Source organism: Arthrobacter sp. PAMC25564, assembly GCF_004798705.1.
GTDB lineage: Bacteria > Actinomycetota > Actinomycetes > Actinomycetales > Micrococcaceae > Arthrobacter.
On the sequence record NZ_CP039290.1, the window covers coordinates 329627 to 351279 of the forward strand.

General features: G+C 68.8%; 21 protein-coding genes. 10 read left to right on the forward strand and 11 right to left on the reverse strand.

The window, feature by feature from the left end:
• Positions 1–8 precede the first annotated feature (8 nt).
• Together E5206_RS01520 and E5206_RS01525 are read right to left on the reverse strand one after the other, a co-directional pair.
• Positions 9–758: a 3-hydroxybutyrate dehydrogenase gene (locus tag E5206_RS01520; RefSeq protein WP_136320941.1), complete on the reverse strand. Its 750-nt coding sequence runs from the start codon at positions 756–758 to the stop codon at positions 9–11.
• Between the two features lie 77 nt (positions 759–835).
• Positions 836–2212 (reverse strand): MFS transporter, encoded by a 1377-nt coding sequence (locus E5206_RS01525; RefSeq protein WP_136320942.1) that lies wholly within the window; start codon positions 2210–2212, stop codon positions 836–838.
• 132 nt (positions 2213–2344) lie between these two features.
• Here E5206_RS01525 and E5206_RS01530 point away from each other — a divergent pair, with 132 nt between their 5' ends.
• Positions 2345–3262, forward strand: coding sequence for a LysR family transcriptional regulator (locus E5206_RS01530; RefSeq protein ID WP_136320943.1), 918 nt, complete (start codon positions 2345–2347; stop codon positions 3260–3262).
• 28 nt (positions 3263–3290) lie between these two features.
• On the opposite strand, the gene E5206_RS01535 is transcribed toward E5206_RS01530, so the two are convergent.
• On the reverse strand, positions 3291–4199 hold the full coding sequence (locus tag E5206_RS01535) for a fused MFS/spermidine synthase (RefSeq protein ID WP_136323908.1): 909 nt from the start codon (positions 4197–4199) through the stop codon (positions 3291–3293).
• A 235-nt stretch (positions 4200–4434) separates the two neighbouring features.
• Between E5206_RS01535 and E5206_RS01540 the strand changes: the two genes are divergently transcribed.
• From E5206_RS01540 to E5206_RS01565, 6 genes are all read left to right on the forward strand, one after another.
• The gene (locus E5206_RS01540) at positions 4435–5274 is read left to right on the forward strand and encodes a hypothetical protein (RefSeq protein WP_205759980.1); all 840 of its coding nucleotides are present in this window, start codon (positions 4435–4437) and stop codon (positions 5272–5274) included.
• Positions 5271–5684 (forward strand): phage holin family protein, encoded by a 414-nt coding sequence (locus E5206_RS01545; RefSeq protein ID WP_205759981.1) that lies wholly within the window; start codon positions 5271–5273, stop codon positions 5682–5684. The genes E5206_RS01540 and E5206_RS01545 overlap by 4 nt, the downstream gene beginning before the upstream one ends.
• Positions 5685–5701: 17 nt before the next feature.
• Entirely contained in the window at positions 5702–6247 is a 546-nt protein-coding gene (locus tag E5206_RS01550) for a DUF3618 domain-containing protein (RefSeq protein WP_136320944.1), read from the forward strand.
• Positions 6248–6328: 81 nt separating this feature from the next.
• Entirely contained in the window at positions 6329–7447 is a 1119-nt protein-coding gene (locus tag E5206_RS01555) for a YihY/virulence factor BrkB family protein (RefSeq protein WP_136320945.1), read from the forward strand.
• Between the two features lie 108 nt (positions 7448–7555).
• Entirely contained in the window at positions 7556–8407 is an 852-nt protein-coding gene (locus E5206_RS01560; RefSeq protein WP_136320946.1) for a universal stress protein, read from the forward strand.
• A gap of 78 nt (positions 8408–8485) precedes the next feature.
• Complete coding sequence (locus E5206_RS01565; RefSeq protein WP_136320947.1) at positions 8486–9496, forward strand: zinc-dependent alcohol dehydrogenase family protein; 1011 nt, start codon at positions 8486–8488, stop codon at positions 9494–9496.
• Between the two features lie 53 nt (positions 9497–9549).
• On the opposite strand, the gene E5206_RS01570 is transcribed toward E5206_RS01565, so the two are convergent.
• Positions 9550–12750: an HAD family hydrolase gene (locus E5206_RS01570; RefSeq protein ID WP_136320948.1), complete on the reverse strand. Its 3201-nt coding sequence runs from the start codon at positions 12748–12750 to the stop codon at positions 9550–9552.
• 59 nt (positions 12751–12809) lie between these two features.
• On the reverse strand, positions 12810–13487 hold the full coding sequence (locus tag E5206_RS01575) for a polysaccharide deacetylase family protein (protein ID WP_240689884.1): 678 nt from the start codon (positions 13485–13487) through the stop codon (positions 12810–12812).
• A 67-nt stretch (positions 13488–13554) separates the two neighbouring features.
• On the opposite strand from E5206_RS01575, the gene E5206_RS19500 reads away from it, so the two are divergent.
• Both E5206_RS19500 and E5206_RS01580 read left to right on the forward strand, forming a co-directional pair.
• Complete coding sequence (locus E5206_RS19500; protein WP_240689886.1) at positions 13555–13839, forward strand: hypothetical protein; 285 nt, start codon at positions 13555–13557, stop codon at positions 13837–13839.
• A gap of 93 nt (positions 13840–13932) precedes the next feature.
• Positions 13933–15852, forward strand: a complete 1920-nt coding sequence (locus E5206_RS01580; protein ID WP_136320950.1) for a heavy metal translocating P-type ATPase — start codon at positions 13933–13935, stop codon at positions 15850–15852.
• On the opposite strand, the gene ppsA is transcribed toward E5206_RS01580, so the two are convergent.
• The 3 genes from ppsA to E5206_RS01595 form a co-directional block, all read right to left on the reverse strand.
• Entirely contained in the window at positions 15803–18190 is a 2388-nt protein-coding gene (gene ppsA / locus E5206_RS01585) for a phosphoenolpyruvate synthase (protein ID WP_136320951.1), read from the reverse strand. The genes E5206_RS01580 and ppsA overlap by 50 nt on opposite strands.
• 66 nt (positions 18191–18256) lie before the next feature.
• Positions 18257–18934, reverse strand: a complete 678-nt coding sequence (locus tag E5206_RS01590) for an O-methyltransferase (RefSeq protein WP_136320952.1) — start codon at positions 18932–18934, stop codon at positions 18257–18259.
• 49 nt (positions 18935–18983) lie between these two features.
• Complete coding sequence (locus E5206_RS01595) at positions 18984–19370, reverse strand: thiamine-binding protein (protein WP_136320953.1); 387 nt, start codon at positions 19368–19370, stop codon at positions 18984–18986.
• A 155-nt stretch (positions 19371–19525) separates the two neighbouring features.
• Here E5206_RS01595 and E5206_RS01600 point away from each other — a divergent pair, with 155 nt between their 5' ends.
• A complete protein-coding gene (locus E5206_RS01600; RefSeq protein WP_136320954.1) occupies positions 19526–20164 on the forward strand; it encodes a TetR/AcrR family transcriptional regulator in 639 nt (212 codons plus the stop codon).
• A 43-nt stretch (positions 20165–20207) separates the two neighbouring features.
• Here the strand turns inward: E5206_RS01600 and E5206_RS01605 are convergent, their stop codons facing one another.
• The 3 genes from E5206_RS01605 to E5206_RS01615 form a co-directional block, all read right to left on the reverse strand.
• On the reverse strand, positions 20208–20498 hold the full coding sequence (locus E5206_RS01605; protein ID WP_136320955.1) for a hypothetical protein: 291 nt from the start codon (positions 20496–20498) through the stop codon (positions 20208–20210).
• A 78-nt stretch (positions 20499–20576) separates the two neighbouring features.
• Positions 20577–20888 carry an AzlD domain-containing protein gene (locus tag E5206_RS01610; RefSeq protein ID WP_136320956.1) on the reverse strand — a complete coding sequence of 104 codons (312 nt, stop codon included), beginning with the start codon at positions 20886–20888 and terminating at the stop codon, positions 20577–20579.
• Positions 20885–21646, reverse strand: a complete 762-nt coding sequence (locus tag E5206_RS01615; RefSeq protein WP_136320957.1) for an AzlC family ABC transporter permease — start codon at positions 21644–21646, stop codon at positions 20885–20887. Before E5206_RS01615 ends, E5206_RS01610 begins: the two co-directional genes overlap by 4 nt.
• Between the last annotated feature and the right edge of the window lie 7 nt (positions 21647–21653).

Sequence of the window (21653 nt, forward strand, 5' to 3'; positions counted from 1 at the left end):
CTGGCGGACTACCGCGCGGACCAGCCGCCGTCCATCGTGTAGCTGGCGCCGGTGACCATGCCGGCGTCGTCCGACGCGAGCCACGCCGCCAGGGACGCCACTTCCTCCGGCTCCACGAGACGCTTGATCGCTGATTCGGTCAGCATGATCTTGGCGAGGACCTCGGACTCCGGGATGCCGTGGACCTTGGCCTGGTCGACGAGCTGCGCCTCGACCAGCGGCGTCCGGACATAGCCGGGGTTGATGCAGTTGGACGTGACGCCGTGGGCCCCGCCCTCCAGCGCGGTCACCTTGCTGAGGCCTTCCAGCCCGTGCTTGGCGGAAACGTAAGCGCTCTTGAACGGCGAGGCCCGCAGGCCGTGCACGGAGGAGAGGTTGATGATCCGTCCGAAGCCGTTGGCGTACATGTGCGGCAGCGCGGCCCGGATGAGCAGGAACGGCGCCTCGAGCATCAGCGTGATGATCCGGCGGAAGTCGGCGGGATCGAACTCCTCGATGGGGCTGATGCGCTGGATCCCCGCGTTGTTGACGAGGATGTCGCAGTCCAGGCTGAGGGCCTGGAGCGCCCCGACGTCGAGGAGGTCGACGGCCCAGGAAGTGCCGCCGACCTCATCGGCGAGGGCTGCGGCGGCGGACTCGTCCACATCCGCGATCACCACCTTGGCGCCCCGCGAGGCCAGGGCGCGGACGCTGGCCGCGCCGATCCCGCCGGCACCGCCGGTGACCAGGGCCTTGCGTCCGTTCAGCGTGTTTTCCATAACTCAGCCTTCCCTATCAAAAATCGAATGAGGCGGCCGGCTCCAGCGTGGCTGGAGCCGGCCCAAACTCAAGCAGTTCAGCGCGCCGCAGCGACGGCAAGGCCTTCACGTTCGGCGTCGGCCCGGTCCACTTCCTCCAGCGCAATGCCCTTGGTTTCCTTCAAGGTGAGCACCGCGACGGCGGTGATGGCGCAGGCCACAAGGAGGTAGATCGCGGTGGGCAGCCAGGAGCCGGTGTCCTTGAGCCACTGGGTGGCCAGCAGCGGCGCCAGCGAGCCGGCGAAGATCGAGGTGACCTGCGAGCCGAGCGAGACGCCGGCGTAGCGCATCCGGGTCGGGAACAGCTCGGCCATCAGGGCCGGCTGCCCGGCGTACATGAGGCCGTGCAGGCACAGGCCGATGGTCACGGCCAGGACGATAACCACCGGGTTGCGGGTGTCGAACATCGGGAAGGCGAAGAACGGCCAGCTCGCGCCGGTGATGGCACCGACAAGGTAGACCGGCTTGCGTCCCCAGCTGTCCACGAGCCGGCCGAACTGCGGGATGATCAGGAAGTGCACGAGGTGCGCGATCAGCAGGGCCAGCAGGAGCGAGGAGGTGTCGTACTTGTCCACCGTCTTGAGGTAGACAATCGAGAAGCTGACCACGAGGTAATACATGATGTTTTCCGCGAACCGCAGGCCCATGGACTGCAGGATGCCCTTGGGGTACTTGCGGATGACCTCGCGGACGCCGTAGCTTATGGCCTGCTCCTTCTCCATCTGCGCCTTGGCTGCCAGGAAGATCGGCGATTCGGAGACGTGGGTGCGGATGTAGTAGCCGACGAAAACGATCACGGCTGAGAGCCAGAAGGCCACCCGCCAGCCCCAGGCGAGGAATTCGGCGCTGCTCAGCACGTTGGACATGATGAACAGGACCAGGGTTGCCAGCAGGTTGCCCACCGGCACTGCGGCCTGGGGCCAGCTGGACCAGAAGCCGCGGGATTCGTTGGGGCTCTGCTCGGCCACGAGCAGTACGGCGCCGCCCCATTCGCCGCCCAGGGCGAAGCCCTGGATGAAGCGCAGGAGGACCAGCAGGGCCGGCGCAAGGTAGCCGAGGTCGGCGAACCCGGGCAGGCAGCCCATCAGGAAGGTGGAGACACCGATGATGACGATGGTGAGCTGCAGGGTGGGCTTGCGGCCCAGCCTGTCGCCGATCTGGCCGAAGACGATGCCACCGAGCGGGCGGGCCACGAAGCCGACGGCGTAGGTCAGGAAGGCCTGGATGATGCCGTCCAGCTCATTGCCGGTGGGAGGGAAGAAGTACTTGCCGAACACCAGGGTTGCGGCGGTGGCGTACAGGAAGAATTCGTACCATTCCACGACGGTGCCGACCATCGAAGCGGCGACGATTTTCTTGAGGCCGGAACCCTTGGGTGCGGGGGCGGCGGATGCAGAGCGCTGGTTTACGCTCATCTGGGTCTCCTTAGTGTCCACGGTGACACGTGCTGTGACGTACAGCACTTGAATTGGCTCCACTGAGTATTGCTGCACAGAGTTGGCGATTCAATGGCCAATGCGGCACCGCTTATGTGCAGAATTGCAGATATGAATGCACATCCCGATGATCTGCTGGTGCTGCTGGCGGTCTCCCGTTCGGCAAAATTCACGACGGCGGCCCAGGCCTTGGGCCTTAACCACACCACCGTTTCGCGGCGGATAGCGGCGTTGGAGAAGGCTTTGGGCGGGCGTGTGCTTTCCCGCGCCGCCGGCGGCTGGGAGCTCACCGGACTCGGCGAGGAAGCCGTCCGGGTGGCCGAGCAGGTGGAATCGGCCATCCGCACGCTCGAACAGCCCGGCCGGACCCCGGACCCGATCACCGGCGTCGTCCGGATGACCGCCACGGACGGCTTCAGCGCCTACATCGCCGCCCCCGCCGTGGCCCGGCTGCGCCGCGACCACCCCGGGCTCAGCGTCGAGATCGTCACGGTCACCCGGCGGGCCCTGCAGCAGCGCTCCGGCCTGGACATCGAGGTGGTGGTCGGCGAACCCCAGGTGCACCGCGCCGAAGCAGCCCGGCTCGGCGAGTACATGCTCGGCATGTACGCCTCGCGGGACTATCTGGCCGAGTACGGGATGCCCGCCACGCTGGAGGAACTGACGGCGCATCCGCTCGTGTACTTTGTGGATTCAATGCTCCAGGTAGATGACCTGGATGCCCCGCGCCGGCTGGTTCCGGCCATGCGGGACGGGCTGACCTCCACCAACGTCTTCGTCCATGTGGAGGCGACACGGGCCGGTGCCGGGATCGGGTTCCTGCCGTGCTTTGCGGCGGACCTGCATCCGGATCTGGTCAGGCTGTTGCCGGAAGAGTTCGCGGAACTGCTCCCCTACTGGATGGTGCTCCGGCCCGATTCGATGCGCCGGCCGGCGGTGGCCGCCGTCGTGCAGGCACTGCGGGAACAGACCACAGCCCACCGCGATGCCCTGCTGGGCCGGCCCGCGGGGTCATCGGTTGCACCGTAACCGCCGTTTTCAGGCGCCATGGGGGCCGTTACGGAGCACTCGATGGGGGTTGCGGGTCGTGCCGGACCGGGGCGCCGGCCGCGAAGGCCCTGACCTTCGCGTCGTTCCAGATGTGTGCGGGCACCGCCCCGCCCAGCAGGCGCCGCGCGAGGCCGGGGTCGTCGTCGAACGGCTGGTCGCTGCCGGCCATGATCATGTTGCCGTAGCGGCGGCCCTTGAGCATGGCCGGGTCCGCGATGATCACCGTGTGCTCGAAGCTGTCCGCGATGGTGGCGGCGTCCTCGCGGGCGTTCCTCAGGTCCGGGGCGTCGCCGGAGTTGACCACGTAGATCCCGCCGGGAGCCAGGACCTGCTTGGCATGCCCGTTGAATTCCTTGGTGGTGAGCGCCCGGGGCGTCAAGGATCCGGCGAAGACGTCACGGATGATCAGGTCACGGGTGTGCGGAGTGAGGCCCTCGGTGACTTCGCGGGCCTCGCCCACGCGCAGGCGCAGCAGGGGGGCCTTGGGCAGGTCGAACCAGCCGCGGACGTATTCGGCGAGCTTTCCGTCCAGTTCCACGACCACCTGGCGGGCGTCGGGGTAGGCGGCATGGAAGTAGCGGGCCAGTGAGCATGCTCCCCCGCCCAGGTGCAGGGCGCGCAGTTTCGGCCTTGATTCGCGGGGCCAGCGCGATTCCACCAGCGCGGCGATCCAGCGCATGTATTCGAAGTCGAGGAACAGCGGATCGGCGAGGTCGATGTGGGAACTCATGACGCCGTTGATGCGCAGGAGCCAGCCATTCGAATTGTCCTGGTCCGGGATCAGCTCGCAGTCGCCGGTGTCGATGTAGTAGACGCCCTCAACCGGGCCGTCCGGGCGTGCACCCTTGGGCAGGTCCACCACTCCGGCCGTCGAATTTCCGCTGTTCCGGCCGGCAGCCTTGCCCCGCTTCGCCATCAGCCGTGCACCGTTTTCTTCATGTTTCAACCCTAGTTCACCGCCCGCGTGCCGCCTGCGCGCCGCCTGTCGGGAGCGGCCCGGCCTGGCCCGGTGCAGCACGGGGCGGGGCCCGTGCTCCGAGAAAATAAAAAGGGAAGGGTACTTACCATCTGATAGTAATCATGCTTAGTATTTAAGCCCCAGTATTGCCGGCTTGTGATCAGCAGCCGATCTTCTTGGAAAGAGAGCGACGATGACAGAGAACCCATGGCCCCAGAACGGGAGCTACGGCACCCCTACGGCTACGCAGCAGGCACCCCTCCGCCAGGACCCGACGTTTCCACCCGTCGCAGACGGCGAAATCTACAGCGCGACACCGGATGGCGTCCCGACAGCCCCGTCCCCGTCCCCGGGGCCGGCCCCCGGCGCGCCCACGGCCGACACCGCCAAGGACGAGGCTACGAAGGTCTCCCGACAGGCCGCGGATTCAGCCCGGAACGTGGCTGAAACGGCCAAGTCCGAGGCCGCCAATGTTGCCGCCGAGGTCAAGGCCAACGCCCGGGACCTGCTCAATCAGGCCAAATCCGACCTAACTGAACAGGCCGGTACGCAGCAGCAAAAGGTCACAGAAGGGCTGCGCTCAATCTCGACCGAACTCCGCTCCATGGCCGCGGCCTCCGACCAGCCCGGTGTCGCCACCGACCTCGTCCGACAGGCCGCCGAAAGGTCTTCCGCCGTGGCAACATGGCTCGACGGCCGGGATCCCGGTTCACTGCTGAACGAAGTGAAGTCCTTTGCCCGGCAAAAGCCCGGCACCTTCCTCCTGCTGGCCGCCGGAGCAGGCATCCTGGCAGGCCGGCTCAGCCGTAGCCTCGCCGCCGGAGCCCCGGAGTCGACCGGCCCAGCGGCTACGGCACCGGTAACGGGCGCCCCGGCGTACGGCGCCCATGCCGCCGCCGTACCGGTCGCCCGGGTGCCCGACACCGGAATGGCGGTCCCGCCGCCGCCCGTGCAGCTGCCCGGCCCTGATGCCACGACGGCTGGTCTCGCCGATCCGCTGGGAGACGAACTCTTTGGTGGTGAACGGCGATGACCAGCGAGATGCCCCCGACTGCTGTCCAGGCCAAGGCCGAGACGTTGTCCCTCGGTGAACTACTTGGCGACGTTACTCGGGACATGTCCACCCTGATGCGGCAGGAAGTCGAACTGGCCAAGGTCGAGCTCAAGCAGTCGGCCACCCGGGCAGGCAAGGGCAGCGGAATGCTCGCCGGTGCGGGCGTCGCTGGCCACTTCGTGTTCCTGTTCCTTTCCCTCGCCCTGTGGTGGGCGCTGGGATACGTGATGGGGCTCGGCTGGTCCGGCGTCATCGTCGCCGTTCTCTGGGGTATCGCCGCCGCGGTCCTGGCCAGCATGGGCCGGAAGGAGCTCAACGCCATCAAGGGCATGCCGCAGACCGCGGAGACCCTGCAGGAAATTCCACCCACGCTCAAACCCACCCCCTAGCTCCAGCGAGGAACACCATGAGTGAAAACCCGGATGCCATCCGAGCCGATATCGAAGCAACCCGCGCGCGGCTCGGCACCAATGTCGACGCCGTGGCGGACAAGGTCACGCCGTCGCACATTGTTCAGCGGCAGACAGACAAGGTCAAGGAAACAGTCAAGGACACCGTGTTCGGTGCGAAGGACAAAGTCATGGGAACAGCCGGCGATGCAGCCGGCGGCGCACCCCGGCGGCTGGCCACCAAGACGCAGGGCAACCCGCTCGCGGCCGGGCTGATCGCCTTCGGTGCCGGTCTGCTGTTCTCCTCGCTGATCCCTGCCAGTGAGAAGGAACGCGAAACGGCGGACGCCCTCAAGTCGGCCGCCGAACCGCTCACCACGGAGCTGGCCGAGGCCGGGAAGAACGTGGCCGAGGGACTTCGCGGGCCTGCCCAGGAGTCCATGGAGAATATCAAGGCGAGCGCCGCCGAGGCCACCGAGACCATCAAGACAGAGGGTCAGTACGCCGTCGGGGACGTCAAGGAAACGGCGGCATCAGCCGCTGACAACATCAAGCAGGCCTAGGCCCTCCGGAACCCTGCCGGCCGCCCCGCTTCCGGGCGGGGCGGCCGGCCGCTGCGCTTAACCCCACGAAGGAAGACTTCCATGGCCAAGAACCTCGCCAGGGCAGAAAATGACACCATGACCGACGCCGAAACGGACCAGAGCAGCACCGCCAAGGCCCGCACGGCGCCCGCGCCGGACGATTCCCGCAAGCCGGTCAATCCCACCGACGTCACGAAACCTTCCTGGAAGTACATCGCCAGGAAGACCCTCCGCGAGTTCAGCAGGGACCAGTGCCCGGACCTCGCCGCCGCCCTGACCTACTATTCGGTCCTCTCCCTCTTCCCCGCGCTCCTGGCGCTCGTCTCGCTCCTGGGGGTGTTCGGGCAGGCCGGGAAGACGACGGCGGCACTTCTGGAGATCGTCCAGGGCATCGCCCCGGCTTCCACGGTCGACATCATCCGGCAGCCCATCGACGAACTGACCAGCTCGCCGGCCGCCGGTTTCACCCTGGTGATCGGCGTCCTGACCGCACTGTGGTCCGCCTCCGGGTACGTCGGAGCCTTCGCCCGGGCCATGAACCGGGTCTACGAAGTCGACGAGGGCCGGCCCTTCATCAGGCTCAGGGGCACGATGCTCGGCGTCACCATCGCCACCGTGGCGATCGTTGCCGTGCTCGCCGCCATGCTGGTGCTCAGCGGGCCGGTGGCCGAAGCGGTGGGCAACGCCGTCGGGCTCGGTGGCGCCTTCCTCACGGCATGGAACATCCTGAAGTGGCCGGTGATGGTGCTGCTCGTCGTGGTGGCCATCGCGATCCTGTACTACGCCACCCCCAATGTGAAGCAGCCCAGGTTCCGCTGGCTGAGCATGGGCTCATTCATCGCCGTCGTGGTCTTCGTCCTGGCGTCTCTCGGCTTCGCGTTCTACGTCGCCAACTTCGGCAGCTACAACAAGACCTACGGCGCGATCGGCGGCGTGATCGTGATGCTGCTGTGGCTCTGGATCCTGAACCTGTCGCTGCTGTTCGGCGCGGAGTTCGACGCCGAAACGGAACGCGGACGGCAACTGCAGGCAGGAATCGAGGCGGAGCAGACAATCCAGCTGCCGCCGCGGGACACCAAACAGAGCGACAAACTGCAGTCGCGCCAGGAAGAGGACATCCGGCGCGGGCGCGAACTGCGGGAGCAGCACGGCGGCAAGCGGGATACCGGCGCTGGATAGCCGCGCCCCGCGGGACCAAAGCCCCTAGCCCCGCCCGGATCTTCCGGTCTCTACTGGAAGCAGGGAGCGCTGGGGCGTGGTACGGCCATCGAGCCGGAAGGAAGCATTTTGGCACCCGCAGCAGGGCATGAGCGCACCGCCGTCGCGGTGGGCTATGACGGATCGGAGGCCGCGCAGCTGGCTGTGCGGTGGGCCGCCGGGTACGCCGCTGCCGGGAAGTCCCGCCTCCGGGTGATCCATGCCTGGGTCTGGCCTCTGTTCACCAGGAACCTGGGCCCCGTCAAGGGTATCGCGGGAAGCGGGCTGCGGCACTCGGCCGAGGCGATCCTGGCCGAGGGTGTCGAACTGGCCCGAAGTATCGCCGATGCCTCCGCCGACGTCGAGGGCGTTATGGAAGCCGGCCTCCCGGCCCCGGTGCTGCGCGCCGCGGCCGCCGATGCGCGGGTGCTGGTGGTGGGCAGCCGTGGGATCGGCGGCGTCCTGGGCCAGCTGGCGGGCTCCGTCTGCCTGGAGCTGGCAGGCTCCTCCCCCTGCCCGCTGATGGTCATCTGGCGTCCCCGCACCCCTGGCCGGCCCGTCGTGGCGGGGGTCGACGCGTCGGCCCGGGGCCCGGCCACACTGGCCGGCGCCGTCCGGCTGGCGGAGGCGCTCGGCACCTCGCTCCAGCTCGTCCATGTCGGCCAGGCGGACGCCGGAAACCGGGAGGAACATGGCCGCCATTCCCCCCTCCACGGCCAGGAACTGCTGGACCATGCGCTGGAGGCGGCCCGGAAGCTGGCGCCCGGGCTGACGGTGTCCGGGTCCTTGAAGGACAGCCATTCCGTGGCCAGGGAGCTGCTCGCGGCGGCATCCGGGGCGGATGCGCTGGTGCTTGGAACCCATAACCGCGAGGGCGGCCCCGGCAACACCGTCTCCGCTGTGCTGCACAAGGCACGTTGCAACGTACTGATTACCCGCTGAACCCGCCGCTGCCCCTGGAGGGTTGCGGAGGTTCACGATGAAGCGCAAGACAAACAGTGCAAGACAAGGGAGGCCGCCATGCGAGCCTGGCGGGTTGGACATCCGGGACCCATAAGCGGAGGCCCCCTGGTGGCCGCGGAGTGCCCTGAGCCCCGGCCACGACGGGGCGAAGTGCTGCTCAAGGTCCGGGTCTGCGGGGTGTGCCGGACGGACCTGCACCTGGCTGAAGGCGACCTCAAACCGCGTCACCCCGGCATCATCCCGGGCCATGAGGTAGTCGGTGAAGTTATCGAATCCGGCCCGGAGGCCACCAGGTTCCGCCCCGGCGAACGAGTGGGCGCCGCATGGCTGGGCGGCACCTGCGGTTCCTGCCGCTTCTGCCTGCGAGGCCAGGAAAATCTGTGCCTGGCCCCCACGTTCACCGGCTGGGACCGCGACGGCGGCTATGCGGAACTGGTCACCGTCGCCGAGAAATTCGCCTACCGGATTCCTGAGGTTTTCACCGACGACGAGGCCGCGCCCCTGCTGTGTGCGGGCATCATCGGCTACCGTGCCTTGAGCCGGGCGGAACTGCCGATCGGCGGCCGGCTGGGCATCTACGGCTTCGGGGGTTCCGCTCACCTCGCCGCCCAGATCGCCCTCTACCGTGGCGCCAGGGTGTACGTCATGACCCGGTCCGAAGAAGCCCGCCGCCTCGCCCTCGAGCTGGGGGCGACCTTCGCCGGACGGGCCGACGAACCGCCGCCGGATCCGCTGGACGCCGCCATCCTCTTCGCACCCGTAGGCTCGCTGGTGCCCGTGGCGCTGCGCGCCCTGGACCGCGGCGGAACCCTTGCCGTTGCCGGCATCTACCTCAGCGACATTCCGCCCCTGCACTACTCCTCCGAGCTCTTCCAGGAACGCCAGCTCCGCAGCGTCACGGCCAACACCCGGGCCGACGGCGAGGAGTTCTTCCGGATTGCCGCGGAAATCCCGATCCGTCCCACCACCGTGGCTTACCCTTTCCCGGCCGCGGACAAGGCGCTGCGGGACCTGGCCGAAGACCGGATCACCGGCGCCGCCGTCCTGCATCTGGACGGGACGCGGTGAAGTAGCTGGCAGTTGTGGCCTCCGGGGGCGCTGGAAACGGCCAGTACTGCGGGTCAGTTGGGCCGGCCGTCCGCGCGCAGGAATTCATGCTCCTGGCCGGCGCGGAGCAGCACCCGCTGGGTACCCACCCGGACCAGCACCGGGGCGGCGTCGCCCGGGGCCGCAGAGACCCGCAGCCGGTCCGTCTCGAGGCGGACGGCCAGCAGCTGGTCGCGGTAGCGGACCTGGAATTCGACCCGGCTGAGCTCCGCCGGCAGCCTGGGGGTGAAGTCCAGGGCGTCACGGGTGATGCGCAATCCGGCGAAGCTGCGCTGGACGACGTCTATGGAGCCGGCCATGGCGCCCAGGTGGATGCCCGCGCTCGTGGTTCCGCCCTGGGTGTCGTCCAGGTCCGCGTCGAGGGCCTCCCGGAAGGTGGCCCACGCCCGTTCAGGATCCCGCTGCGCCAGCACGGAGGCGTGGGCGACCCGGCTCAGCGTTGACCCGTGTGCCGTCCGGGCGAGATAGAAGTCCACCGTGGCTCCGATCTGCGCGGGCGTCACGGCGTACCCCATCCGGCCCAGGAATCCGAGGAGCTGGTCCTCGCCCAGGACGTAGAGCAGCATGAGGACATCGGCCTGTTTGGCCAGCCGGTAGTGGTTGGTGCTGTCGCCCTCGGCCTCCAGGATCAGGTCCAGCCGTTCGATGTTCCGGTAGCTGCGGCGGTAGTGGTTCCAGTCCAGTTCCCGGAGCGCGCTGTAGCCGTCGAACTGGCTGATGATCCCGTCGTCGTGGAACGGCACGAACATGCGGCGGCTCAGTTGCGCCCAGTGCGCAATCTCGGCGGCGGTGATGCCCAGGCGGGCCCGCAGCTCCTCCATGTCGAAGCCCCGCACGGAGTGCATGATCCAGACCGCCTGGTCGAACACCCAGGCGGCCATGACGTTGGTATAGGCGTTGTCGTTGAGGCCGCCGCCTGGGTTGCCCGGGTGGCCTGTGTGGTATTCGTCCGGGCCCATAACGCCTTTGATATGGAAGCGGTCCTCCTTGGCGTCGTAGTCCGCCATGGACGCGAACAGCCTGGCGACGTCGACGACGATTTCGGCGCCGTGCCGGGTCAGCCAGCCGCGGTCCTGCGTCGCCTCGAAGTACTGCCAGGCATTGAAGGCGACGGCCAGCCCGACGTGCCGCTGGCGGTGGGAATAGTCCGGCATCCAGTGCCCGGACAGTTTGTTGAACAGCAGCTTCGGCGTCTGCTCCGTGCCGTCGCTGCCGCTCTGCCAGGGAAAGAGCGCCCCCTGGAGGCCCGCGGCCCTGGCCGCGTCACGAGCGGTGCCGAGCCGCCGCCACCGGTAGTCGATCAGTTCCCGGGCCACCGAGGGCAGGCGGGAGTTCAGCACAGGCAGGACGAAGAGCTCGTCCCAGAAGATGTGCCCGCGGTAGCCCTCGCCGTGCAGGCCGCGGGCCGGTACCCCGGCATCGAGTTCGGCCGTGTGGGTCGTGACGGTCTGCAGCAGATGGAAAACGTGCAGGTTCAGGATCAGCCGCGCCGGTGAGGGGGCATCGGACTCGATGATGAACGGCTCCAGCAGGAGGCTCCAGGCCGCCTCGTGTTCCGCGAGCAGGACCTCGAAGTCATGTGGGGCGCGGGCCAGCACGGCCTGGGCGGCCGTCCGGGGCGAGGAGATGGCATGGTCCCGGGAGCTCGCGATGGCGACGGTCTTGGTCGCCGTCACCGGTACCCCGTCCCTGAAGTCGACGTCGAAGCGGTGGGCGTGCAGCCCGCCCAGCTGCTCGGGAACACCTGCGGCGGGGGCGCCGGAGACTCCCGGGATGTCGGAGACTTCCGAGACTTCGGTCCGAAGAGCGAGGGCGATGCCGATCCGGCTCGTGCTCGTCCGGACGTCCACCGTCAGCCGTCCGATGCCGGGTCCGCCGTCGGACGCCGAAACCGCCACGTCTGTCAGGTGCCGGTGGGCCAGCTGCGCGTCCTCGGGCACGTTCGAGTTGGTCACGTCCGTGTCGCAGCCGCTGCGGATGCTGCCGCGGCCGCTCCAGCCCACGGCGGTGAGCGTCGTTTCCAGCGCGGCCAGGTGCGGTTCAGCCATCGACACGAGCCGGCGCTGGAGCAGCTGGAGCTGCCGCCCGGCGTCGTCCTCCAACAGCGCTTCGCGGCTCAGCACGGCACGCTTGAGGTCCAGCGTGCGGCGTTCGCCGCGGAGCTTCAGGCCGCCCTCGGACCACCAGCCAGCGCCCTCGATCCGGACATCCAGCGGCAGCCAGTCCGGGATGTTGACCATATGCTCGTCCACCGTTTCCTGGCCCTGGACGACGCTGTGCAGGCTGTTGTAGATCCCTGCGAGGTAGGTCCCGGGATAGTGCACCTCGCCGGCGCGGTGTTCGGGAGCGGCTCCCCGGGTGGCCAGGTAGCCGTTGCCCAGGGTGGTCAGTGCCTCCCGGTGCCCCTCGTGCGCCGGATCGAAACCCTCGTAGACCAGCAGCCAGGGGTGGGTGATGACCAGCCCGATGTCCAGTTCGCTGATGTCTTCCACCACGACGTCGGCGCCCGCGGCTTCCAGCGCCGAGCGCCGGCCGGTCCGGTCGACGCCGACCACGAGCCCGAAGCCGCCGCGCCGGCCGGCCTCCACGCCGGAGACCGCCTGCCCGATCACCATCGCCCGCGACGGCGCGATCTCCAGCCTGCGCACCGCCTCGAGGGCCAGGGCCGGGGCGGGCTGTCCCGCGACGCCACGGTCCAGGGCGGTCCGGCCGTCAATGATGTGGTCGAAGGCGCCCTCAAGGCCCGCGGCTGCCACGATCGCTCCCGCGTTCCGGCTGGAGGTGGCCAGGACGACGGGGATCCGGCCCGCCTTGAGCCGCTCCAGCAGGGCCACGGTGCCAGGGAACACCCGGACTGGCCTGGCGCCGAGCAACTGTTCGAACCCCTCGTTCTGGCGCTCCGCGAGCCCGAACGCCGTCCATTCCCCCGGGCCGTCCGCCGGCGAGCCCTGCGGGATCGAGGCTCCACGGGAGGCCAGAAACGTTGCCACCCCGTCCTCCCCGGTCCGCCCCTCGATGTAACCGGAAAAGTCGCCGTCCGAGAAGGGATCCCGCCTGGTCTCCGGGGGAAGCCGCGGGTCCTGCAGCACGGTGTCGAAGAGTTGTTGCCACGCGGCCGAGCGGAGCTCGGCGGTGTCCGTCACAACCCCGTCAAGGTCAAAGATCACGGCATCGACTGGTGCCAGCGCGGCGGCAACTGTGGGCGACTCCGTCATGGCTAAGTGGTATCAGTGATCCGGGCAGGGCGAAAGTGGCCATCGGCCCTGAGTGGCTGCTAGCGCAGCAGTTGGTCCAGCGTGGTGAAGCCGTAGCCGGCCTGGCGGATCCGGGTGATGACCTGGAGCAGGGCGTCGGCGTCCAGGGTGGTCCCGTCGTCAGGGTTGGAGCCGATGTGCATCAGGACGATCTCGCCGGGCTGCAGCCCGGCGAGCACGCGGTCCGCCACTATCTGGGCCGTTACCCCTCCGCTGGTTCCCTTCCAGCCGAGGGTGTCCACGGTCCAGCGGACCGGGACGTAGCCCAGCGCATTGACCGTGGCGATGGTCCGGGCATCGCGTTCGCCGAAGGGAAAGCGGAACAGCGGGCGGGGATCGGCGCCGGCGGCCTGGATGGTCTGCTGGGCGCCCAGGACCTGCTCCCGGATGGCGGCGTCCGGGAGGCCGGTGAAGCCCGGATGAGTCATCGAGTGGTTGCCTGTCCGGTGGCCGCCGTCCACGATCGATGCCACTCCGGCCGGGTTCGCGGCCGCCCAGCTGCCGGTCAGGAAGAACGTGCCGCGGACTCCGGCGCCTGACAGGGTCTGCAGGATGCTGGGGAGCCCGGCGGCGTTGGCTCCGGCGTCGAAGGTCAGGGCAACCACCGGCCCCGCGCCCGGGATGACCTCGATGTCGCGGCTGGCGAGCGCGGCGGGGAACGGTGCTGCGGGCTCAGGCGCGGGCGCTTCGGGTGGCACCGGAGCTGGCTCCGCGGGCGCTGGCACAGCAGGCGGCACCGGCGCGGGCTCTGCGGGAGCGGGCGCCGTGTCACCGGCGGAGGCAGTGGCGGTCGAAGTCTCCGACGGCGTCGGACTGGCGGTCTGGCCGGCGGACCCGGAAACCGACGGTGATGTCACCGACGCCGTCGGACCCGCCGCCGGTGGACCCCATGTGAGGATGACCGCCACCACCGTTGCTGCCAGCAGCACCAGTACGGCCACCACAGCCACCAGACGGCGCCGCTTGCCGGCGAACATCGACCACATGCTTCACCTTGGCACCATCGGTACCTCCGGGGCCAGGGCTGAAAGGCCCTCCGCGCCTGCGTAACCTGTCCCCCAGGGGCGTTCGCGGCAGGCCTGCGCAGTAGGATGCAACTAGTCGAAGACACTCAAGCGGTCCCGAATCAAAGGCAGGACAGCCGTGAAAAAAGTGGCCCGGTATCCGCTTGTTGCGGGCACGCTCGCTGCCCTGCTGGCGGTCGTTATCCTCCTGCTGTCGGGGCAGGAAGGCATTGCACGGCTCGTAGCGAGCCTCTATGCCCTGGCTGTGGCGGCTTATCTCGCCGTGGGCATGGTCCGCCGGCTGATGAACGGCCAGTGGGGCATCGACGTCCTGGCGGTGACCGCGATTATCAGCACGGTGCTGGTGGGCGAGTTCATCGCCTCCATGATCATTGTGCTCATGTTGGCCGGCGGCACGGCCCTGGAGGACTACGCCGCCGGGCGGGCCAAGGGCGAGCTGACGGCCCTGCTGGAGCGCGTCCCGCAGACCGCCCACCGGGTGCGGGAGGGGAACCACGACGACGGCCAGCAGGAGGACGTGGCCGCCACCGACGTCCGGGTCGGTGACATCCTGCTGGTGAAACCGGGCGAAGTCGTGCCGCTGGACGGCATCCTGCTCTCCCCCTTGGGCAGCTTTGACGAATCCTCGCTCACCGGGGAAAGCCTTCCGGTGGAGCGGGCAGCCGGGGACGGGCTCATGAGCGGGTCCGTCAATGGCGAGGCTGCCATCCGGATGCAGGTCTCGGCGCTGATGGAGGACTCGCAGTACAGCCGGATCGTCGCCCTGGTCAAGGAAGCCTCGGAGAGCAAGGCGCCGATGGTCCGGCTGGCGGACCGCTACGCCGTCCCGTTCACGGCACTGGCCTATGTGCTGGGCGCCGCGGGCTGGATCATCAGCGGCAGCCCCGCCCGTTTCGCCGAGGTGCTGGTGGTGGCGACGCCGTGTCCGCTGCTGATCGCTGCGCCGGTAGCCTTCCTGGGCGGCATGAGCCGGGCCGCCCGCTCCGGCATCATCGTCAAGTACGCCGGGGTGCTGGAACAGCTGAGCCGGATCAAGACCGTCGCGTTCGACAAGACCGGGACGCTGACCTACGGCCGCCCGGCCCTGGTCGGCATCCGCACGGCCGGAACCATGACGGAGGACGAGGTCCTGCGGCTGGCCGCCTCGGCCGAACAGTATTCCTCGCATGTCCTTGCCGCCTCGGTCATGGACGCGGCCCGCGGCAGGGGCCTGCCCTTCGCCACCGCCACCGCGGCCAACGAATTCGCCACCCACGGCGTCCGGGCGCTCTTCGACGGCCAGGACGTGGTGGTCGGCAAACCCAACTTCGTGGCGGAATCGGTCCCCGGCGTCGTTGAAATGGACCTCGACAGCGGCCAGCTCGCCATCTACGTGGGCGTGGGCGGCGAGTACGTCGGCTGCCTTGTGATGAGCGATCCGATCCGCAGGGAAACCCGCCGCACCCTCGCCGAACTCAAGGAACTCGGCGTCACCCACACGGTCATGCTGACCGGCGATGCTCTCGCCACGGCCGAACACATCGCCGCCGAGGCCGGGCTCACCGATGTCCAGGCCGAGTGCCTGCCGGCGGACAAAGTTGAAGCCGTCAGGTCGCTGCCGCTCCGCCCGGTCATGATGGTCGGCGACGGCGTGAACGATGCCCCCGTCCTGGCGGTCGCCGACGTCGGCATCGCCATGGGGGCGCGCGGCTCGACGGCGGCCGGCGAGTCCGCCGACGTCGTGATCATCCTCGACGACCTGTCCAAGGCAGCCGCCGCCGTCCGGATCGGGCAGCGCACCGTGCAGGTCGCTCTGCAGAGCATCTGGATCGGCATCGCGCTGAGCGTGGCCCTTATGATCGCCGCGGCCGCCGGCTATGTGCCGGCCATTGCCGGCGCCCTGTCGCAGGAGGTGGTGGACCTTGCCACGATCCTCAATGCGCTGCGCGCCCTGGGAGCCGGAAGGACGGATTCCGGCGGGAGGAGCAAAGCCGGCAAGACCCGCGCCGCTACCCCGCTGCCGCCTTCTCCGCCTCGGCGATCCGCGGAACGGTCCTGAGGTAGCTGTCCGGGTTCAGCGAGATCGAATCGATGCCCTCCCGGACCAGGAACGCGGCGAAGTCCGGGTGGTTGCTGGGGCCCTGCCCGCAGATGCCGATCTTGATCCCGGCAACATGGGCCTTGCGGATCGCCTCGCTGATCATGGCCATGACGGCCTCGTCCCGCTCGTCGAAGAGCGCCGCGAGCTGCCCGGAATCCCGGTCCACGCCGAGGACCAGCTGGGTGAGGTCATTGGAGCCGATCGAGAAGCCGTCGAAGCGGGTGGCGAACTTCTCCGCGAGCACCACGTTCGAGGGGATCTCGCACATCATGTAGACCTGCAGCCCGTTCCCGCCGCGCACCAGCCCGTTCTCCGCCATCACCGCCAGCACCTTGTCCGCCTCCTGCGGGGTCCGGCAGAACGGCACCATGACGATGATGTTGCGGAAGCCAAGTTGCTCCCGCACCCGTTTGAGCGCCGCACATTCGAGGACGAAACCGTCGCGGTAGCGCTCGTCGTAGTAGCGTGAGGCGCCGCGGAAGCCGAGCATCGGGTTCTCCTCCGGTTCCTCGAAGGCAGCCCCGCCGATCAGGTGGGCGTACTCATTGGTCTTGAAGTCGCTGAGCCGGACAATCACCGGGCGGGGGTGGTAGGGCGCGGCGATCTTGGCAATGCCGCGCGCCAAGGTGTCCACGAAGTACTCCTTCGGATCCGGATATCCCCGCGTCAGCTCGCGGATCTGCCCGGCCTCCGTGGCATCCGTGACGCGTTCCGGGTGGACCAGCGCCATCGGATGGACCCGGATCAGGCTGCTGATGATGAATTCCATCCGTGCGAGTCCGACGCCGTCGGCGGGCAGCCGCCACCACTGGAAGGCGGCTGCCGGGCTGGCGATGTTGACCATGACGGCAGTGCGCGTCTCCGGCAGTTCGCCGAGGTCCACCTCCTCAGTTTCGAACGCGAGGCTGCCCTCATACACCCGGCCTTCTTCGCCCTCCGCGCAGGAAATCGTCACGGCCTGGTTCTCGGCCAGGACACTCGTGGCGTTCCCGGTTCCGACGATTGCCGGCACCCCGAGTTCCCTGCTGACGATCGCCGCGTGGCTCGTCGGACCGCCGTGGTCCGTCACGATGCCGGCCGCCCGTTGCATGATGGGGACCCAGTCCGGGTCGGTCATTTCGGTGACGAGGATGGCGCCGTCGCGGAATTTATCGATGTCCGCGGCGCTCCTGATCACGCAGGCCGTGCCCTGCGCGATGGAGTCGCCGATCGCTGAGCCGGCCGCGAGCACCGGGCCCGTCTCCAGCAGGTGGTGGATGCTGAAGCGTGAGCCGGTCTTGAGCGACTGGACCGTCTCGGGCCGGGCCTGGACCATAAAGAGCTCCCCGGTCTCGCCGTCCCGGGCCCACTCCATGTCCATCGGCCGGCCGTAGTGGTTTTCGACGCTCACGGCCCAGCGGGCCAGGGCGAGGATCTCGGCGTCGTCGAGCACGAAGGCGCGGCGCTCCGCCTCGGCCGTGTCCACCATCCGGGTGCGTGCGCTGCCGCCGCGGCTGTAGACCATCTTCCGCTCCTTGGACCCGAGGGTCTTCCCGATGATCGGGGCGAGTGACTCGTCCGCCAGGAGCGGCTTGAACACGAGGTACTTGTCCGGGTTGATGGTGCCCTGGACCACGGTCTCGCCCAGACCCCAGGCCGCGCTGATCACGGCCGCGCGGGGGAAGCCGGAATCGGTGTCGATGGAGAACATCACGCCGGACGCGCCCACGTCGGACCGCACCATCCGCTGCACCCCGATCGAGAGCGCAACGTCCAGGTGGTCGAAGCCCTTGACCTCCCGGTAGCTGATGGCCCGGTCGGTGAAGAGCGAGGCATAGCAGCGGCGGCAGGCGTCCAGCAGCTCCCGCTCTCCCGCGATGTTCAGGAAGGTCTCCTGCTGGCCGGCGAAACTCGCGTCGGGAAGGTCCTCGGCCGTGGCGCTGCTGCGGACGGCCACGGACAGCTTGTCCAGGCCGGCGCGCTTCCCCAGCTCCCGGTAGTGGGCGCGGATGGATTCGGCGATGTCTTCAGGGAATTCGCTGGCCAGGAACAGCTCCCGGATGGCCTCACCGGTGGCGCGCAGTGAGGCACCGCCGGAACGGTAGCCGAGGATCCGCGAGCGCATGGTGTCCTCGATCCCGTTGGCCGCGATAAACGTCCGGTAGGCGGCCGCGGTGGTGGCGAACCCGTCGGGGACGCGCACGCCCTGGGCCTTGAGCGACTGGATCAGTTCGCCAAGCGACGCGTTCTTGCCCCCCACCTGCGGGACGTCGCCCATACCGATCTCTTCAAACCACTTCACCGGGGAATCAGCCATGTCTGCGCTCCTGTATCCAGGGCCAATACTGGGCGCGGCGGCAAACCTGGGTAAGAGTCTTTGGACCTACCGCACGAGGGCGAGCGCGAAGCCGTCCCAGCCTTTCGAGCCCACGGTCTGGATCACGGTGCCGTCCAGCCGCGGGTCCTCCCCCATCATCTGCAGCGCGCCGATGATGCCCGGGGCGTTGACGGTGTCCAGCGAGGGGTCCAACACGGCGCCTTCCCACACGGCGTTGTCCATCACCACAGTGGTGCCGGGCCTGCCCAGCCTGATGGCCCAGTCCAGATAGTTCGCGTTGTTTTCCTTGTCGGCATCGATGAAGACGAAATCGAAGGGGTCCGCGCCCTCGGCTTCAAGGGCGGCCAGGGTGTCCAGGGCAGCGCCGGTCCGGATTTCCACTTTGGACCCCAGCCCGGCCGCCTCGACGTTGGCTCGGGCCACCTCAGCATGCTTGGAAAGGTATTCGCAGGTGACCAGCCGGCCGCCGTCGGGCAGCCCCTGCGCCATCCAGATGGTACTGAAGCCGGCCAGCGTTCCGATTTCCAGCACCCGGCGGGCGCCGGAGAGCCGGACCAGCAGCTTGAGCAGCTTCCCGGCATTGGGCGCCACTTCAATCGGCGGCATGCCCGCCTCGAGGGCGGCGCTCACCGCGTGTTTGAGGGCACTGTCCGGGCGGACCACAACAGCGGAGAGGAAGTCCTCGACGGCGATCCAGCCGGCGGCGGGCTGATGCTCGATCATGCCCCCAGTTTCGCAGTTGGCCGGACGCGGCGGTAGCTTCCCGGTGCGCTTAGCTCCGGCTTTGGTCCCGGGAGTCGCCGATGGCCTTTTCAAGGCGGTCCAGCTTGCCGCTGAGTTCCCCGGAATAGCCGGGCCGGATGTCCGCTTTGATGACCAGCGAGACCCGGCTGCCGTAGCGTCCCACGGCCTCCGTGGCCCGCTTGACCACCGCGAAAACCTCATCCCAGTCGCCCTCGATTGTGGTGAACATGGAATCCGTGTGGTTCGGCAGCCCGGACTCCCGGACGATCCGCACTGCCTCGGCGACGGCGTCGTGGACGGATGCGTCGTCCGCCTGGCCGCCGCCCGCGGCAGAATCAGTGACAGAACCGGCGTCGGAATCCGGCCTTACGGCCGGGGGACGGCCTGAGGGTGCGACAGAGAATGCAAGCAACATGGCTCCAGTCTTTCACGCGCCGCCACGGCTGTTCCGTTCCGGCCCGGTGCCTGCCCTGCGGCCGGCGAGCGGGCCGGCAGATGGCAGACCCGTCATATAGGGCTCTACCAATGAGTAACAAGGTGGGCCGAAGTTCCCGTTGCTACCCTAGGCAAATGAACCGGGCATTAGACCGCAGGCCACTCCGCGCCGATGCTGCGCGCAACGTGGACAAGATCATCACCGCGGCCCGCCAGTGCTTCCGTGACCATGGACCGGAAGTGCCGCTGCAGACCATCGCCATCACGGCAGGGGTGGGCCCCGCCACGCTGTTCAGGAACTTCGCGGACAAGGAGGAGCTGGTGCTGGCGGCGCTGAACCGGCAGCTCCGCCGCCTGGTGGACCCGGTCATTGACGAAGCACTGGCCGCCCCGGATGCCGCCGACGGTCTCTTCCGGGTGATCTATGCCCTCATGGGGGTAGCCAGCGAGGAGGCCAACCTCCTGGGCGCCGTGGCGGGCAGGCGCGGGCTGCTGACCGGCATCACCGGCAGCCTGATCGAATCGATGGCTGTGCTGCTGGGCCGCGGCCAGGGCCAGGGCACCCTGCGGAGCGACATCTCGATGACCGACCTGATCCGGCTGCTGGCCATGCTGATCGGCGTCGTGGACACGATGGAAGCAGGATCGGACGCCTGGCGCCGGCCGGTCGCCCTCGTCGAAGACGCCATCCGGACGGAACGGCCCCACCGGCCGTTGCCGCCGCAGGCGCCGCTGCCGGGCACCGCGTTCGATGCCGTTCTCGGCCAGCGCTGATGGCGGGGGAAGACGTCCGGGGCCGGCCCCGGACGAGCCGGAACTAGTGCTCCGCCGGCTTCTCTTTGGCCTCAAGCAGGTGGTGCTGCAGCTTCTCCTCGGCCTCCCGGCGGCGGCGGGCCATCTCACGCAGCTCCCGGGTGGCTTCGGGCCCGGGGGGAACGAAGGTCTCGTGGGGCTTGGGATGTCCCTTGCCCGGCGCCGGCACCTCGGGACGGGGCGGCGCAGGACGCCGCGCCTCCGGGCGCTCTGCCTCCGGTTGCGGCTCGGGCTCCGGGGCCTCCGGCCGCTCTGCTTCCGGCTCCGGGGCCTCCGGAACGTCATTTTCGCTCATGATGGAATGCTCCCACAGGACCCCGGTGGCGGGTAAGGGCCAACGGCCATTACGCACCCGGACGCAGCCCGGGAAGCGTCAGCCCCAGCCCAGCAGCCGCAGGCCGGCGGCCGCGCCGGCACCGGCGAGCACCACGACGAGGAACGGCGCGCGGAAAACCAGGGCGATACCGGCCGCGGCCAGCGCTCCCAGCCGGGCGTCCAGCGCCAGCGACGGGCCCGAGGCCACAGTGTTCACGATCGTCAGGGACGCCAGCAGCCCGATGGTCATGGTCCCGGCAATCCGGGACATCCGCGGGTTGCGGAGCAGGCTGGCGGGCACGAGGTACCCGAGCAGTTTCCACGCATACGCGAGCAGGCAGGCGAGCAGCAGCCACATCCAAAGGTTCATCCGGCACCCCCGGAGGGAGGACCCGATGGACGATCCGGATGGCCCGTGGGATGCTCCGCGTACGGGTCCATGTCAGGTTCCAGGCCCTCGTCGCTGCGGCCATGGCTGAACCAGCCGATCCCGGCCGCCACCACCGCTGCAATCAGGATCGGCACGCCGGCGGGAACGAACGGCACGGCCAGCACCGTGGCCAGGGCGCAGACGACGGCGATCGCCATGGGTTCGCGGCCTTTGAGCCTGGGCCAGAGCAGGCCCAGGAAGGCCGCCACCGCGGCGCCGTCGAGCCCCCATTGTTTGGGGTCCCCCAAGGCTCCCCCGGCCAGGGCGCCCACGGCGGTGAAAAGGTTCCACAGCACGAAGATGCCGATCCCGGCGGTCCAAAAACCGCGCTTCTGCTCGGCCGGGTCCGTCTGCCCGGTGCTCGTGGCGGTGGACTCGTCGATGGTCACGTGGGCCGCGGCGAATCTCCGCCAGCCGCGCGGGCGCAACAGGGCGTTGATCTGCATCCCGTAGATCCCGTTGCGCATGCCTAGCAGCGTGGCAGCACCCATGGCGGCGACGCCGGAGCCTCCCCCGGCCACCACCCCGATGAATGCGAACTGCGAGCCGCCGCTGAACAGCAGCAGGCTCAAGGCCATGGTCTGCCAGAAGTCCAGCCCGGAGGTGACGGACAGGGCGCCGAAGGACACCCCGTAAAGGCCGGTGGCGATGCTGATGGACAGCCCGACCCGCACGGCCGGGGACTGCAGGAGTTTCACCGCCGCA

Bases quoted from the DNA above. Each gene is read 5' to 3' on its own strand.
- E5206_RS01605 (WP_136320955.1), bottom strand. From the start codon at position 20,498: ATGAGCGAAAATGACGTTCCGGAGGCCCCGGAGCCGGAAGCAGAGCGG.
- E5206_RS01525 (WP_136320942.1), bottom strand. From the start codon at position 2,212: ATGAGCGTAAACCAGCGCTCTGCATCCGCCGCCCCCGCACCCAAGGGT.
- E5206_RS01565 (WP_136320947.1), top strand. From the start codon at position 8,486: ATGCGAGCCTGGCGGGTTGGACATCCGGGACCCATAAGCGGAGGCCCC.
- E5206_RS01610 (WP_136320956.1), bottom strand. From the start codon at position 20,888: ATGAACCTTTGGATGTGGCTGCTGCTCGCCTGCCTGCTCGCGTATGCG.
- E5206_RS01550 (WP_136320944.1), top strand. From the start codon at position 5,702: ATGAGTGAAAACCCGGATGCCATCCGAGCCGATATCGAAGCAACCCGC.
- E5206_RS01595 (WP_136320953.1), bottom strand. From the start codon at position 19,370: ATGTTGCTTGCATTCTCTGTCGCACCCTCAGGCCGTCCCCCGGCCGTA.
- E5206_RS01600 (WP_136320954.1), top strand. From the start codon at position 19,526: ATGAACCGGGCATTAGACCGCAGGCCACTCCGCGCCGATGCTGCGCGC.
- E5206_RS01530 (WP_136320943.1), top strand. From the start codon at position 2,345: ATGAATGCACATCCCGATGATCTGCTGGTGCTGCTGGCGGTCTCCCGT.
- E5206_RS01590 (WP_136320952.1), bottom strand. From the start codon at position 18,934: ATGATCGAGCATCAGCCCGCCGCCGGCTGGATCGCCGTCGAGGACTTC.
- ppsA (WP_136320951.1), bottom strand. From the start codon at position 18,190: ATGGCTGATTCCCCGGTGAAGTGGTTTGAAGAGATCGGTATGGGCGAC.
- E5206_RS01520 (WP_136320941.1), bottom strand. From the start codon at position 758: ATGGAAAACACGCTGAACGGACGCAAGGCCCTGGTCACCGGCGGTGCC.
- E5206_RS01535 (WP_136323908.1), bottom strand. From the start codon at position 4,199: ATGGCGAAGCGGGGCAAGGCTGCCGGCCGGAACAGCGGAAATTCGACG.
- E5206_RS01555 (WP_136320945.1), top strand. From the start codon at position 6,329: ATGGCCAAGAACCTCGCCAGGGCAGAAAATGACACCATGACCGACGCC.
- E5206_RS01545 (WP_205759981.1), top strand. From the start codon at position 5,271: ATGACCAGCGAGATGCCCCCGACTGCTGTCCAGGCCAAGGCCGAGACG.
- E5206_RS01540 (WP_205759980.1), top strand. From the start codon at position 4,435: ATGACAGAGAACCCATGGCCCCAGAACGGGAGCTACGGCACCCCTACG.
- E5206_RS01570 (WP_136320948.1), bottom strand. From the start codon at position 12,750: ATGACGGAGTCGCCCACAGTTGCCGCCGCGCTGGCACCAGTCGATGCC.